The sequence below is a fragment of the Alteromonas macleodii genome (assembly GCF_903772925.1).
Classification (GTDB): Bacteria; Pseudomonadota; Gammaproteobacteria; order Enterobacterales; family Alteromonadaceae; genus Alteromonas; species Alteromonas macleodii_A.
In genome coordinates, this window is the sequence record NZ_LR812090.1 from 2,710,754 (window position 1) to 2,725,054 (window position 14,301).

At 42.8% G+C, this 14,301-nt stretch carries 12 protein-coding genes; 7 read left to right on the forward strand and 5 right to left on the reverse strand.

What is annotated here, in order from left to right:
- The first annotated feature begins 69 nt into the window (after window positions 1-69).
- On the forward strand, window positions 70-1,053 hold the full coding sequence (locus tag PCAR9_RS11765) for an endonuclease/exonuclease/phosphatase family protein (protein WP_179983761.1): 984 nt from the start codon (window positions 70-72) through the stop codon (window positions 1,051-1,053).
- Between the two features lie 16 nt (window positions 1,054-1,069).
- On the opposite strand, the gene PCAR9_RS11770 is transcribed toward PCAR9_RS11765, so the two are convergent.
- Both PCAR9_RS11770 and PCAR9_RS11775 read right to left on the reverse strand, forming a co-directional pair.
- The gene (locus tag PCAR9_RS11770; RefSeq protein ID WP_179983762.1) at window positions 1,070-1,618 is read right to left on the reverse strand and encodes a hypothetical protein; all 549 of its coding nucleotides are present in this window, start codon (window positions 1,616-1,618) and stop codon (window positions 1,070-1,072) included.
- Between the two features lie 298 nt (window positions 1,619-1,916).
- Window positions 1,917-2,153 carry a hypothetical protein gene (locus PCAR9_RS11775; RefSeq protein WP_179983763.1) on the reverse strand — a complete coding sequence of 79 codons (237 nt, stop codon included), beginning with the start codon at window positions 2,151-2,153 and terminating at the stop codon, window positions 1,917-1,919.
- Window positions 2,154-2,370: 217 nt separating this feature from the next.
- On the opposite strand from PCAR9_RS11775, the gene PCAR9_RS11780 reads away from it, so the two are divergent.
- The 5 genes from PCAR9_RS11780 (at window position 2,371) to PCAR9_RS11800 (ending at window position 7,115) form a co-directional block, all read left to right on the forward strand.
- Window positions 2,371-3,810, forward strand: a complete 1,440-nt coding sequence (locus PCAR9_RS11780) for an ATP-binding protein (protein WP_179983764.1) — start codon at window positions 2,371-2,373, stop codon at window positions 3,808-3,810.
- Entirely contained in the window at window positions 3,810-4,502 is a 693-nt protein-coding gene (locus tag PCAR9_RS11785; RefSeq protein ID WP_179983765.1) for a response regulator, read from the forward strand. The genes PCAR9_RS11780 and PCAR9_RS11785 overlap by 1 nt, the downstream gene beginning before the upstream one ends.
- Before the next feature lie 301 nt (window positions 4,503-4,803).
- Window positions 4,804-5,784 (forward strand): glycosyltransferase family 2 protein, encoded by a 981-nt coding sequence (locus PCAR9_RS11790; protein WP_179983766.1) that lies wholly within the window; start codon window positions 4,804-4,806, stop codon window positions 5,782-5,784.
- Window positions 5,785-5,831: 47 nt separating this feature from the next.
- Window positions 5,832-6,497: a guanitoxin biosynthesis heme-dependent pre-guanitoxin N-hydroxylase GntA gene (gntA, locus tag PCAR9_RS11795; RefSeq protein WP_179983767.1), complete on the forward strand. Its 666-nt coding sequence runs from the start codon at window positions 5,832-5,834 to the stop codon at window positions 6,495-6,497.
- Window positions 6,498-6,521: 24 nt separating this feature from the next.
- A complete protein-coding gene (locus tag PCAR9_RS11800; RefSeq protein ID WP_179983768.1) occupies window positions 6,522-7,115 on the forward strand; it encodes a DUF1989 domain-containing protein in 594 nt (197 codons plus the stop codon).
- A gap of 35 nt (window positions 7,116-7,150) precedes the next feature.
- On the opposite strand, the gene PCAR9_RS11805 is transcribed toward PCAR9_RS11800, so the two are convergent.
- Window positions 7,151-8,893: an Aq_1262 family (lipo)protein gene (locus PCAR9_RS11805; RefSeq protein WP_179983769.1), complete on the reverse strand. Its 1,743-nt coding sequence runs from the start codon at window positions 8,891-8,893 to the stop codon at window positions 7,151-7,153.
- A 64-nt stretch (window positions 8,894-8,957) separates the two neighbouring features.
- On the reverse strand, window positions 8,958-10,814 hold the full coding sequence (locus PCAR9_RS11810) for an alkaline phosphatase PhoX (RefSeq protein WP_179983770.1): 1,857 nt from the start codon (window positions 10,812-10,814) through the stop codon (window positions 8,958-8,960).
- A gap of 380 nt (window positions 10,815-11,194) precedes the next feature.
- On the opposite strand from PCAR9_RS11810, the gene PCAR9_RS11815 reads away from it, so the two are divergent.
- On the forward strand, window positions 11,195-13,318 hold the full coding sequence (locus PCAR9_RS11815) for a response regulator (protein ID WP_179983771.1): 2,124 nt from the start codon (window positions 11,195-11,197) through the stop codon (window positions 13,316-13,318).
- A 64-nt stretch (window positions 13,319-13,382) separates the two neighbouring features.
- Here PCAR9_RS11815 and PCAR9_RS11820 read toward each other — a convergent pair whose 3' ends face one another.
- Window positions 13,383-14,270: a WYL domain-containing protein gene (locus PCAR9_RS11820; RefSeq protein ID WP_179983772.1), complete on the reverse strand. Its 888-nt coding sequence runs from the start codon at window positions 14,268-14,270 to the stop codon at window positions 13,383-13,385.
- Window positions 14,271-14,301: the final 31 nt, after the last annotated feature.

The following is a 14,301-nucleotide window of genomic DNA, read 5'->3' on the forward strand; positions in this document are numbered from 1 at the left end:
ACCAAGCCAACTAACTTTTTGGTTTAGGTAAGATGTGTTTTGTCAGTTTTATTCAAGGACCATTTAGACATGGATACTGCACTCACTGCTGCATCAGTCTTTTTTATCGCTGTAAGCTGGGCTCCGCTTCTACCTTCTTCACACTGGTTGGTAAGGGTGTGGGAGTTTCCACGACTTCAGATAGCAGCAATTATTTCTTTATTACTTATTGGGTATGCTTTTAAAGCAACGTATTACGCCCCGTTAAATAGCCTTTCGCTAATTTTGGTAGTAGGTTTAATTGTTAGCTTGATTTACCAGGTTGTTTGGATAATCCCCTACACTCCTCTTTACAAGCGTGAAGTACAACGCGTGGGTAATGAAGACACAAGTCGCAAACTAAGCGTGCTTTCCAGTAATGTATATATGCCAAATAATGATTTTCGCAAACTCATTGAGCATGTGCGCAATAAACACCCCGACTTTCTGGTTACTCTTGAATCTAATGAAAAGTGGCAAAAGGGCATTAGCGAAATAGAGTCAGAGTATCCTTACCGTAAATTTTGCCCTTTAGAAAATCTTTACGGCATGCATCTATACAGCAAGATCCCATTTGAAGAGGCTACACTGCGTTTTATGATAGAAGACGATGTTCCCTCTATGAGGGTAAAAATCAACCATCATGGACAGGACGTACTGCTTTATTTTCTTCATCCAAAACCGCCAAGCCCAACCGAAAATACCTATGCTAAACCTAGGGATATCGAGTTGACCGTAGTCGGAGAGGAAATTGCTAAAACAGAAGGTCCAATCATAGTCGCTGGCGATCTAAATGACGTCGCGTGGTCACCTACTACCAGGAAATTTAAGAAAATAAGCGGCCTATTAGACCCTAGGGAAGGTCGAGGCTTTTTTAATACGTTCCACGCAAAGTATCCATTAGTGAAGTGGCCGCTAGATCACGTTTTTCACTCTAAACACTTTAGTTTAGTAAACATTGAAAAGTTAGAGGGGGTGGGATCTGACCACTACCCTCTTTATACCGAACTTGCGTTAATGACCGACAAAGAATAATGCAATTCAAAGACGTTTAACGAGCCCCACGATGCTTTACACACCACATGAGGCTGTCGCAAGCCTCTTCACGCTTTTTGAAGTGTGCCAAACCAATTAAGCTATGCTCTCTTGGCCAAACAGCTTGGTTGAGAAGCTCTTTATCCTTTGCAAGAAGTTGCTCGTTATCTAGCATAATCTCAATGGCTTTTTTATTGGGCTTTATCAGCGCAGGCTTAGCGTCTTTAACCAAAGCTGAGCGTACACAAATATACTCTCGCTTTACAGGGTCGCGTACCACGCCGATATAATCATTGTCACAAATGATAGCAGGCCAGCCTTCCGTTATTCTACTTTGCCCGAACATGATAAGTGTAAAAGCAACAAGAACAAAAAGTGTTAGACCAATAAACTGCGCGCTTAAATCAGGTGCCACACTTACAATAACCCCAACAACAGCCGCAAAAAATATCCAACCGCCGAAGACTCTACGCATAGCGTTTGGTGAGATACCTGATATAACATCAACCAATTTTAGAGATTGCTTGTCATAGTTTCGAATAATTACAGACGATTGTGATTCCACAGCCTTTGTCCACCAAAGAAAAATACGAAATACAGAAATTAATACGTTACAAGTAAGGCTGAAGATTTACCTACACTCTGAATGAGTAAACACCAATTTTAAAAGACGAATTTTACTCGAAAGGAAACGTGTTAAGTAATAATTGTAGGAATATGCAAACTATTGAAATGTAATGTTTAACCTACTAGGTAAGCATATCAAAATTTATATCGGGGGCAAAGCTATTAAGTACTAAATACGCGGTGAGAAACGACATAACAAACATCGTACAACACCGCATTATAGGAAGGATTTAAAATTACCTTTGTGGTCGACGCTCTGGCATCGCAACAAGGGTTTCATCTTTTAGCGTGCACGTACCCTCAACGGTTTCACCTCTTGGCGTTTCAAAAGACACGGTTTCGCCTTCAGCTTTTCCTTCACAAGCCTCTATAGCCTCTGGAGGTGGTTGTCTTGGATGTTCTCTATCGCCTTTCGCGAAGCATCCCGCGGTACTCAAACTAAGTAGACCAATTAAAATTGCCGTCTTATTCATATTGCTACTACTCCTTACTTTTGTATTCAAAATATATACAAAATTTACTTTAATCGGTGCCACTTGCAGTGACCGCAAATGGCACCGGCTCTATAATTAAAATCATAGAATTTAAATGTGCAGAAATAGTGCAGAACATGAGTATTAACCCATGATTTGAGGGTTAATCAGGCTGTGGATATTGTAGAGGTAGGCCCTAGGTCGCTATACTCGAAATATGAAGTTATCTCATAAACTTACTATCATTTTACTCGCGTTTTCTTGCATGTCTTTAATGCTTGCGCTCGCTACTGCCCGTTGGAGTTTTGAACAAGGTTTCAACAAATTTATTATTGCTCAGGAAAAAGAGCGGCTTAGTCAGCTAGGAGAAATGCTCGCCTTAGAGTACGCATTGAACGAGCGAAGCTGGGAAGGTATATCGCCCTATGCATTTTCTCACCAAAGCAATCGCCCCCCGCCGCGAGGGCCCAAGTTTGGAGCCCAAGAACATAGAGGTATCAATCAGCATCCTCCACAAAGGCTTGCCTATCAGCTACCTAGTCGAAATGAACAGCACATAGGCCCTCCGACCACCTTACTTGACTCACAAAGTAACTTCATAGCAGGCAGTATGCCTAGCGACGCTGTGACCAACCAAGATATTAAAGTATCTGTCTCTATTGTTAGCGAAGGTCGCAAGATTGGCGCATTGGAAAGCTATCTGCCACCTTCACCAAGCTCTACAATGGCGCAAGAGTTTATGCGACAGCAGCGCACATCATTTATCGCTGTAGGCGCATTAGCATTACTGGTTTCATTGATTACTGCGGTGATCATCGTGCCTAAACTTTTATCGCCTTTTAAAAAGATAGTAAAAGCTGTCGAACAACTAGCTAGACGCGAATACGATGTAAAATTCAGGCAGCCGCCCAGCGATGAGTTTGGCGTGTTGATGAAAGACATTAACGCCTTTGCCGAGGCTCTACAAAAACATGAGGCTACGCAAAAACAATGGTTGGCAGATATCTCTCACGAATTGCGCACGCCGCTATCAATACTTGCTGGTGAAATGGAGTTAGTTGAAGCAGGTGTCAGGCAGTTCGATAAAGTACAACTCGCTTCATTCCAAGACGAAGTTAGCCGTTTAACACGCTTGGTTAATGATTTATATCAGTTGTCCTTATCAGATATAGGAGGCATGCATTTCGATTTCGAGATGGTAGATATCGGCGGCTTATTAAATGATAGTTTGGCACAGTTTAATTTAGCTCTAAAGGCCAAAAGCATTACCGTGAGTACTTACATTCCTAGCAATATAAAAGTTCATGCGGACGCTCTACGCCTGCGCCAAGTATTTTCAAATATTTTGAGCAACAGTATTGAATACACAGATTCTCCAGGCCAAGTACGGATAACATTAGTTGAAACCGGAAATAAAGCCACCATCGACATAGAAGACAGTGCACCTGGCATAACCACCGGCAATGAAAAGCAAGTATTTGACCCTCTCTATAGAGAGGATTCATCTAGAAAACGGCGTACTGAAGGCGCTGGCTTAGGTTTATCGATAAGCCAATCAATTATTCATGCGCACAAGGGTACGATAAACGCTGCGAGTTCTGAGCTTGGAGGCGTTAAAATATCAATCGCGCTACCGATTAGGGGAAATGTTATCTAATGTCTACTCAATATCCTGTCTTAATTGTTGAAGACGAAGAGAAAATTGCCCAGATACTTGTAGATTTCTTTACTCTAGAAGGTTTCAACACAAAAGTGCTACATAGCGGTGAGCAGGTTATCTCTGAACTTAAAGAAAACACCTTTAGCGCAGTAATTCTTGATCGTATGTTGCCTGAGGTAGATGGACTAACCTTATGCAAACAAATTAGGCAGTTTTCAAATGTGCCTATTTTGATGCTAACCGCTCGAATTGATGAAATAGATAGGCTCATTGGGTTAAATGCAGGAGCCGACGATTACATATGCAAGCCCTTTTCTCCACGTGAAGTTGTAGCTCGGGTACAAGTTATTTTAAGAAGAACGCAAACCACGAATAACATAAGAGATGAAGGCTCGAGAAAGCTAGTATTTAAAGATATTTCGTTGGACTTAGACGCTTATGTCTGTGAACGAAGAGACCAAACCATAGAACTCACACCGGTTGAGTTTAGATTGCTTAAAGCATTTATAGAAAAGCCAGGACATGTATTTTCCAGAGAACAGCTTATGGACAAAGGCTATGTGGACGGTCGTATCGTTAGCAATCGCACTATTGATAGCCATATGAAAAACTTACGCCACAAGCTAATGCAAGATGACGAAATCTCGCCGCTTCAGGCTGTATACGGTATAGGGTACAAACTGAGCTGACTCCAAACTAAAAAAGTATTGAAAGCAAAACTCTTAAGGAGTAATGAAAGAACGACCGATTTTCAAAGTTACTTCAGTGCTAAACCTACCTACTTTTTTCGTTTGTAAATTTTTCTCTGTCTTTGCAGCTCTTGCTCGCTTTTAAACCTAACTACTGTTAAACCAGCAAACGAAAACCCAAAAACCTCACATCTTCAATAACTTGCAACTTTGGAGCACTCTTTGCTTTATACAAAAGTATAACGTACAAGGTACACCGTTTAGCCAAGGGCTTTAGAAAGGTTAGCAAAGGAGGTTGAGTATGCGTTCACCAGTAAGTGCAGTAACTATTGTTAAAAGTAGAACCGAGAAGCTTTGCAATTTGATTTCGCAGTTGGAGCAATGCTCACCAACGCCAGATGAACTTGTTATTGTATGGATGGCACCTCCTTCTGATTTGTCCCTCATTCAAAGCGAAAAATTCGATATTGTGCACAAGTTCACTACCCAAGAAGAATTGCCAATTGCGAAAGCGCGAAATAAGGGAATGCTGGCGGCTAAGCATGAAAACCTTGTTTACTTAAACGTTGATGCGGTTATTTCACCTACGCTCTGTAAAGATGGGCTTTTGGCATTAAAAGACAACACAGTGGTGTTTACCTCCGTCGTCTTTTTACCTAAGGAACGTTGCAACAAGCCGTATTCAACTATTTCAAAAAACGAACAGCAAATTGGTTATCTAGCAAGTAACGATGAAACGTTACCGAAAGAAGATAACAACGAAATACCTTCAAGAGATCAGGGAAATAATCATGGAAAGTTTAGTGACGATAGTATTTGTTCTACAGTGTTTTTTATTCGTAAGACAGACTTTCAGAAAACCGGCGGCTTCGATGAAGGCTACGCGGGTTTCGGACTAAACGACGAAGACTTTTTCACCAACTGTAGGGCGCTCGGCTATTCGTTAGAGCAATTGCCTACGCGCACTTTTGCACCACAGCGCCCCAATTATCAATGTCCCGTCAATCACTTATTAGACTTTGTGCATAATGCGCAGCGCTTTCATTCGAAATGGGGCTTCTACCCTTGCGCTGAAGTACTCACCGCTTATGCGGAAAAAGGCTTTATCGATTCAAACTACGAAGAAAATGGGTTGAAGATTATTCAGTTGCCCGAGCAGGAAGATAAATCAAGCAATGTAGATACGAGCGGCTCAAGCGCTGCCACGGCTTCTACGGGATTTAAATTCACTTCTTTTCATTCGCCAGCGAAAAATCAAGAGCGTTTAAGTAGCACGGCTTAATTTCTGTGAAAGAAATAGGCGGTAATGTTTAAGTAGGGAGATATGGAATGTCTTTACTAAAACCCGATCTAAGACACCGTTTTTTATCATTTGTAGGGGAAGGTGACTTCCCCTGTGTAGGCGCTAAATCGGCGCTAACTAAGAAGCAAATACACGTTCTGCAATTTGACGATATCTACTGCGAAAGTAATGAACCTGATATCTTGGCTTCAATTCACAAATTCGTGGAAGCTTTTACGCTTAATCGCGATATGTACTCCTCACTTGTAGTTACGTTCGAACAGCCCGATACCATTACCGAAACTGAGTTTGATAAAGTACTCTGGGAAAAGCTTCAACGTCTTCATGAAGTAGACGCATGCTTAAAAAGTTGGGATAGCAAAGTATCAAGCGATCCGCACAGTGCACAATTTAGTTTAAGCCTTGGCGGGAAGGGCTTTTTCGTGATTGGGCTGCACCCAAATGCTTCTAGAAAGAGCCGACGTTTTTCTCATCCCGCAATTGTGTTTAATTTACACGAACAGTTTGAACTGCTCCGTAAACAACAGAAGTTTGAAGCATTTAGAGATCATATCAGAAAGCGTGATGCCGCCTACTGCGGCAGTAAAAACCCATTGCTTGCTAACCATGGTGAAAGTTCTGAAGTTTATCAATACAGTGGTAAAAAACATTCAGAAAGCTGGGAATGCCCCTTTAAACAAGTAAAAAATTAACTCTTAAAATATAAAAGGCACAGTATGAGACAAACTATACAGCCAAGAAGCGGTACTGCATTTACTATCAAGAAAGGTGAACGCCTTAAAGTCATTGACCCTGAAGGCGAACAAGTGGCCGACCTTTATGCCTTTAACGAGCATAATAAAGACGAGTTCATCTCCTCGGGTAGAAGCCTAGATTACAACGAAAGCCTTAAATTTAAAAAAGGCAGTTTACTTTACTCAAATCAAAGCAACATCATGTTTGAAATTATCGAAGATAAAGTAGAAGACCATGATTTTTTACTAACGCCTTGTAGCGTAGACACCTTCAAACACTTCTACCCTAATGAAGAGCCAGTACCAGGTTGTCACGGTAACTTAGTTGCCGCTTTCGCTGAATTTGATATTCCAGAGCACCATGTTTGCACAACCTTCAATACATTTATGAATGTTGAGGTAGACAGTACGGGTAAAATCGCTGTTTTGCCGCCCAAATCGAAAGCCGGCGACTACACCATATTTGAAGCTAAAATGGATATGATTGTAGGGTTAACGGCTTGCTCTGCCGGCGAGTCTAACAACTTTCGATATAAGCCAATTCAATTTGAAATAATGCCTGCGAACCCGTTGTAGTTCGAAAGCATCATTTTCAACAAACTATGCCAGCACTATTGCGCGTCTGCGATAGTGCTCGTTTTGTCTTGCTGCCAGTTAAGCCGCATATCCCACTTGAAGCGATGCTCAGGTTTTAACGGTGGTTGCGCCGCATCAATATTACTTAAAACATTAGTTGCCTCGGTAAGCGTGGCATCGCGACCAAATAAATAGCTTTGCTCTTTAACGATGGTTAAGTAAGCTTTGTTTAGCGCATAAGCGCGCTCTGATGATGGTGTGATGACGTCGTACACCGATTTAGCACGCTGCACTTTTTCTATGTTAACCATCCCTTTATCATCGAACCACTTTGCCAACATTTCACCGTTTTGACGGAATTCATCACCGCCTCCTACACGCTCCATGTAGGTGAGGTATTCACCTTTTTCTTCGTTAATATTTGGCACATCTTCAATGGCACGCAAATCAATATAGCCCCACCCAGCTTCGCCAGGTACTTTACGGGCAAATGAAAATGTCTGGTCAAATGTAGACCCTACTGTTTTATGACAGCCGTTGCAAAAGGCTAGCTCTTGATCGTGCTGCGCACGCAGTTCACCCTGCTCATCTTCGATAAAGCCATTGATTGTCCAGCCAAAGCCGTTGTCTATCCCCTTTTCGCCTAGGTAGCGAGTTTGAGGCAGCTTTTCAAAATGCTTATCTTTTGCCTCAGCATAATAGGCAGAAGCTAGGCTTTCTCGGCTTCTAAACATGTGCTTTTTCATATAACGCACTTCTTTCATGCGCGGCGCATTATAAATATCCCCGTTATCATCCACACCAATGTAGCGTACGGTATGCAAAAACTCGGTGCCTTCAGGGTAAAGCATACGGGCCAGAGGAACCGCACTCGCATCACCCACATAATGTGAGGTGCGAACAATTTCAGTTACAGATGGCGACAACTTACCGTCTTGGTTAACGTCTACATTAATGGCAGTCTCATCTACTGGCGCTACGCTTAGTTTATTAAGCTCCTTAAGCGTCATTTCAACTAGGCTTAGGTTCAATGTGTATATAGCTTTGTTGTAGTCGCCATTTAGCGTTTGAAAGTTTTCCGGAAGTCGAATCATAGCGTCACCCGTCGACCCGTTGGTCGGCCAGAAAGTACTTGGGAAAGGTTTGTAATTGTATGATACCCATCCGCTGCCATCTTTAGCAAAACCGTCGCCATCAAAGGCTTTATCAGCAGAGCTCAGGTTTTCAATACGCATATACTCTGGCATTGCGTTGCTTTTTACTGATGCCGTGTAGTTGTCTTGCTCTACGTATTTTTTAATTGTGGCATCGTCAATACCCGCTATAAGCGACGTTCGGTCAATAAACAGGTTCTTCCAGCTGTTTGTTAGCCCCACATCGGAAAATTCATAGTTACCCTGCAATGTACCATCACCCATTTGGTTAGGGCGCTTTTCTATCGAATCATAACTTTGGTGACATGCGTAACAAGGGTTATTTACGCCCTCTGTTTTGGTATAGCACTGGGGAGGGATCACCGACTCAGGGTTATACACTTCATCATGTTCAATATAGGCAAGAGCGGGAATATCGTCCCCTTCTTGGTATGGGTAGGAATGTGCGCTATCGCCGTCTGTTTGAGCCGATGAAGGCCCGTTCCCATTTGTAGGGTAAGTACTCGCGCTTACGCCGGTATTAGATTGATTGATTAAATCAGCACTTGAGCTTTCAGTGCACCCTGCACTGATAATTAGTGAAAGCAGAATACCTGCACCTGGAATTATTTTTAGTATTTTCATAATCGTCACAACGGAAAAAGCCGGGCGCGTAAACACCCGGCGTATTTTAAATTAAAAAGAAAACTTATTTATCTGCTGGTTCATACATCCACAGCGTGTTGTTTTCTTGGAAACCGTCTTCACCGATAAGAATACGGCCGTCGTTCATTACAACAACGTTATCTGGCTGAGAAAGCTGCTCAACGTCACAACGCTCTGCGCCTGTTAGGCTTGAACGATACGTACCGCCCATCACTACAGGTTCAATGCGAGAAATGTTGTAGCCTTCTTCCAGCTTGGCGCGATAAACACCACCACAATCTTTAACGCGGGCAGAAAGCTGCATATCGCCTTCATCATCGATCATTGTGTTGTCGATATCTGCAATGCCTATGTAAAGGTATGCATTCTCGACAACTTCACCTTCAATGGTATCGACGCCTTCTACGGCTTCTTGCGCGCGTTTTTGGTTAATAGAGATACCTTCCAGTTTTCTCCACTCTGCCGTTGCGCCTTTAAGACGAGCCGCCGCACGACTTTCTAGGAATGCAACACGGTCATCCATTGGCTCACCGGCTGTAACGCTTGAACCGCCCTCTTCTACCGTTGGGTAAGTTGCATCACCATCTGCCCATGCTTGAACATCGGCCATTGTGATATAAGAGCTTTGGCCATCTACGTAATCGTCGGTACCAATACCGTTGTACTCGTCAATCCATGCGCGAATAGTCATATTATCGCCACTAGCTAGCTCAACCCACTCAACAGCAAACCCCGTTGTTGCTGGGTCATTCTGCCCTGCATCTTGAGTTAGTTTAGCGCCGTAAAGCGTACCTGCAGATAAGTCTTCTGCAGTATCAGCGACAAATTTAAACAGCACGCCGCCAGTGTCATCTTGAGAAAGATAAACGGTTTTTCCATCAGGCATTACTGTTGAGTTTTCGTGCTCATAACGACCCATCGTGAAGTGCTTAACAATCACCGGCTCATCAGCCAGTGGCTCTGTTACTTCTGCAATATAGCCGTAGTTGTAAGGGTTTGGTGCATCAGGTGCTGTCATTTGCCACATGCGACCTAAGCGTGCATCTGTAGATACTGCTTCTGGGTTGTTCCAGTTAGGTGACGTTGTGGTATCCACCGCCGAATCAACTACCCACTCTTCAGAGGTAAGCGGCGTGCCCCAAGGAGACATCGAGCCGAAACAGTTTGCTGCCGTACCCCATACTGGCGAGAAGTCTAGCATCATCGCTTCTGTGACTTCCCACATGCCGAATTCATCTTTTTCTACTTTCATGCGGCTCATACCGCCAGGTAGTTCTTCCCAGTTCGAGAAAAGATAGCCTTCGCCTTCGGCAGTTGAAATAAAGCCGTTAAAGTCAGGCATATCGTTTTCTAACACTAACTCTTCACCATCAAGTGTGTAGATATGGCCCAAGCCTTCTGGTAGGTCAGAACCAAAGGTGTCACCGGTTTGACCTAGCACTTGATACTGACCGATAGCAGAAACAACCAGCTCTTTCTCTTCGTCAGAGCTAGGTACTGGAGAATTTGGCAAAGTAATAGGCAAGTTATTAAAGTTAGCGCCTGCAAGTACACCTACAGTACCTGTGTTTATAGGCATATCGTTAACGCTAGTAGTCGCAGCATTGGTGCCTGAAGGGTGCTGAACGTTAAAGAAAAGGTCGCCTTCATCAGTTAAGAAAATACCGGTAACTTCTGCACCAAGCGGAACCGTTGCAATACGTGTTAGCGTGCCCGCTGTATCACCTTGCGGACCTTGTTCACCTACTGGACCTTGTTCTCCTACCGGGCCTTGCTCTCCCACAGGGCCTTGTACGCCATCTTCGCCGTCATCACCTTCTAGTGAACAGGCTGTCATTCCAAGAGTTACAGCTAGAGCTATCGCTGAATACTTTATTCCACGAAGAGTTTCGCTTTTCATTGTGGTTCCTTGCTTATAGTTGTTTTCTATATTGATTAGAGGCAAGCGAAAATCTCACCTCGGTAAACGGTCTTAGCGGGCAAAAAGTGTGGATGACATTTGTGACATTTCAGTGACAGTGAATTGACACCAAAATGAAGCTTTATTGACACAAGGGTTTGTTAAGGAGATTGATGCAAGTAACGGGAACAACCTAGCCTGCGTAAAACCTGAGCTTATTGAATATCTGTTTAATGAAAATCGGGCTATTTGGTCAGATTATGAAATATTTGTTGCAGTGCCCTAAGCAACGAAAGTTAATCTAACTATTTCTCATATCAGTTTGCGTAACTAGTTGGCATCTATTATCTTTTAGTTACCACTATGAATTTCTTTACCTTATGTCCATACGTTTTCGATATATCGTTGCTTTAGCGCTAACAGCGTCGCTAATTACCCTGTCTTTTTTCATTCTTTCTGGATTAATTAACGAAAAAAAGCAAGATGGAGAAATTATCAATATTGCAGGCCAGCAGCGTATGCTATCGCAACGGATCGCGATGCTAGCAGCGTCATCGACATTGTGTGAAGACAGCAAAGAATTAGGCTACTTACAACAAGACCTTGCTAAATTTGAACAGAATCATAAGTATCTTACCTCTTTAGAACATCTGCCTATTCAAATCTTTAACACTTATTTTCAGCAAGAGCAGCTAGATGCAAAAGTCAAAAACTTCGTCGATAAAACCGAGGCCGTCTTAAGCAATGCAAGTTGCGAAACCTCTTCCCTTATGCCAGTTGAAGACCTTACGACGCTTCTACAAGAACTAGACAATGTTGTGAACCAATTTGAGCAGGATGCAACATCACGTGTGGATACCGTTCTTACTATTGAGATGTACCTTTGGCTAGCAGCACTTGTTCTATTAAGCATTGAAGCTGCGTTCATCTTTTTTCCTATGGAGCGACAGATTAAACGCTCTATTTACTCGCTAGAGCACTCGAGAGAATTGGCACAAAAAGCCGCAGATAAGGCAGAGAAAGCCAGTAAGGCAAAGTCAGAATTTCTCTCAAGCATGAGCCATGAGTTACGTACGCCTATGAACGGTTTATTTGGCATGATTGAACTGGCGATCGATAACCCGGAAAAAAGCAACCTGTACTTGAAAAAGGCAAAAACAGCCGGCCGGCAGCTATTGGTTTTGATTAATGACATTCTCGACATATCAAAGATTGAAGCCGGCAAAATAAAAATAGAACAGGCCCCTGTTGATTTATTGCAAGTACTCGATGATGTGGTGTCGTTACAACGGGTTTATTGCCAGCGCAAAGGTCTTGAATTTCACTATTTGAAAGATGCTGACCTTCCCCACGTCATTAAAGGTGACATAACGCGAATAGCACAGATTTTGCACAACCTGCTAAGTAATGCAATTAAGTTTACGACCGAAGGTTCGGTAACACTAAAAGTTACACACACTAAACATAAAAACGGCAATCGCCTTGTTTTCGATGTTATCGATACAGGCATTGGTATACCCGCTTCTAAGCTAGAAAACATTTTTCAAAAGTTTGAACAGGCCGATCAATCTACAACACGAGAATTTGGTGGCACGGGGTTAGGACTTAGCATTGCAAAGCAGCTAGCTAACTTAATGGGTGGCGACATAAATGTGGTCTCTTTTACAGGCCAAGGCAGTACTTTCAGCTTCACGATGTCGGCTAAAGAGGCACACCTACCAGACATTGAAATTGTTCCTAATGCTAACTTGCGCTGTGCCATCGTTGATGATTTACAAACCAGTCGCGAATACTTTGAGCACATCGTTGCATCTATGTCGATTGAGCCTTGTAGCTATGAAAGTGCAAAAGCATTTTTAGATGACGAACCTTTTAGTTTTGATGTCATTATTCTTGACCTTTCTATGCCAGTAATGAGCGGCGTAGACTTACTGCACCAGCTTAAGAAGTTAACACCGCCTAAGTTTCCTAAAGTGATTTTGATTTCGGCTGAATTAGAAAGACTGGAAGACGAACACGAAATACTCAAAAGTATTTGGAAAACTCATGCCAAACCTATCAACCGACGTGAACTGGAAAATGATTTAAGTAAGTTAATTGAATCTAAACCTGTTAGCCGCCAAGAGATTCAAGAGCTTAATAAAAAGAAACGAATACTATTGGCCGAAGATAACGAAATTAATGCAGAGATTGTTAAAGCTATATTGCAAACAGAAGGCTATAAATTTTTGCATGTTAAAAATGGCCGCGATGCCGTTGAAGTAACCAAACGTCATAACTTCGATGTTATTCTTATGGATTGCAATATGCCAGTTATGGGCGGTATCGAAGCTTCAATAATTTTAAGAAAAACACTGGAAACTAACACCCCAATAATCGCACTCACCGCAAATGCATTCGCAGAAGATAAAGAAGAGTGCTTAGCTGCGGGCATGGACGATTTCCTCTCCAAGCCCTTAGACAAAGACACCCTACTCGCTACGATTAAAAGATACATAAGTTAGTAACGACGCTTGGGCTTATGGGATAGGTTTACCAAACGTCAATTATAAGGCATGTAAACAGTACCTAAGCTGTATAAGCCTCTTGTTCGCCTACATAGCCTGGAGCAATGGCAAGGTTATCAGTGTCTGCTAGGCTCTGCTGATTTCTAAGCCAAAGCTGGTATTCACCGGTGCGTAAACTGGCATGCTTCGTACAGTCAACGTTCCAACGCCTTAACAAATACCCTGCCATGGCTGCGCGTACTTCTAAGGTCAACACACCCTCTTCCATAGCGTAGTCGAGCTCTATAGCCGTAGAATATTTTATATTTTTCGGGTGAGGCACAATTTCAAGAGAAATAAGCCTTCCCCACTCTTCATCGTTCTCGATGCATTCGTGAGTTTCAGGTTCGGTTTTAACCGTTACCTTACTAATTCTTGTAAGCACAAAATCGCGAAAACTTTGTGACTTTCTGTCGAAGGCTCGCACATGCCAGCGCTGGCCGTTGTCAACGATGCTATGTGGCACGAGCTCACGTGCGCCACTGCCACTAGACAGCGATGTGTAAATAACACTCATCGCCTTTTTGTTTACTATGGCTTGTACTACTTTCGCTACCACAAAAATATCAGGTACGTTCAGCGAAGACGCACTTTCTACCGGGAAATGTACATCGCCAATCGCATCGAAACCGTCCGATATATCGTTGGCGAGCTTTACCAAGGTACGTTTTGCATCGTGCTCAAATACCGGAACGAAGCTTTCTGTTTGAAAATAACGTTTTTCCCTTGGATCGTAGATTAAGTTATCGGGCGCGAGTTCTTTATACAGCGTAAAGTCACGAGAGCCGGCCGATAAACCCACTTCAAAACGATTGATTAAATCTTGGCGATGAATGGCCCCTTTAAACAAAAGGCAGAAATCGATATACGCCAGTCGTTGGCGTTGAGAAAAAGAAATAGTCTCTAACATGGTGCGCGCTTATTGTATTTTTATTCAGTGT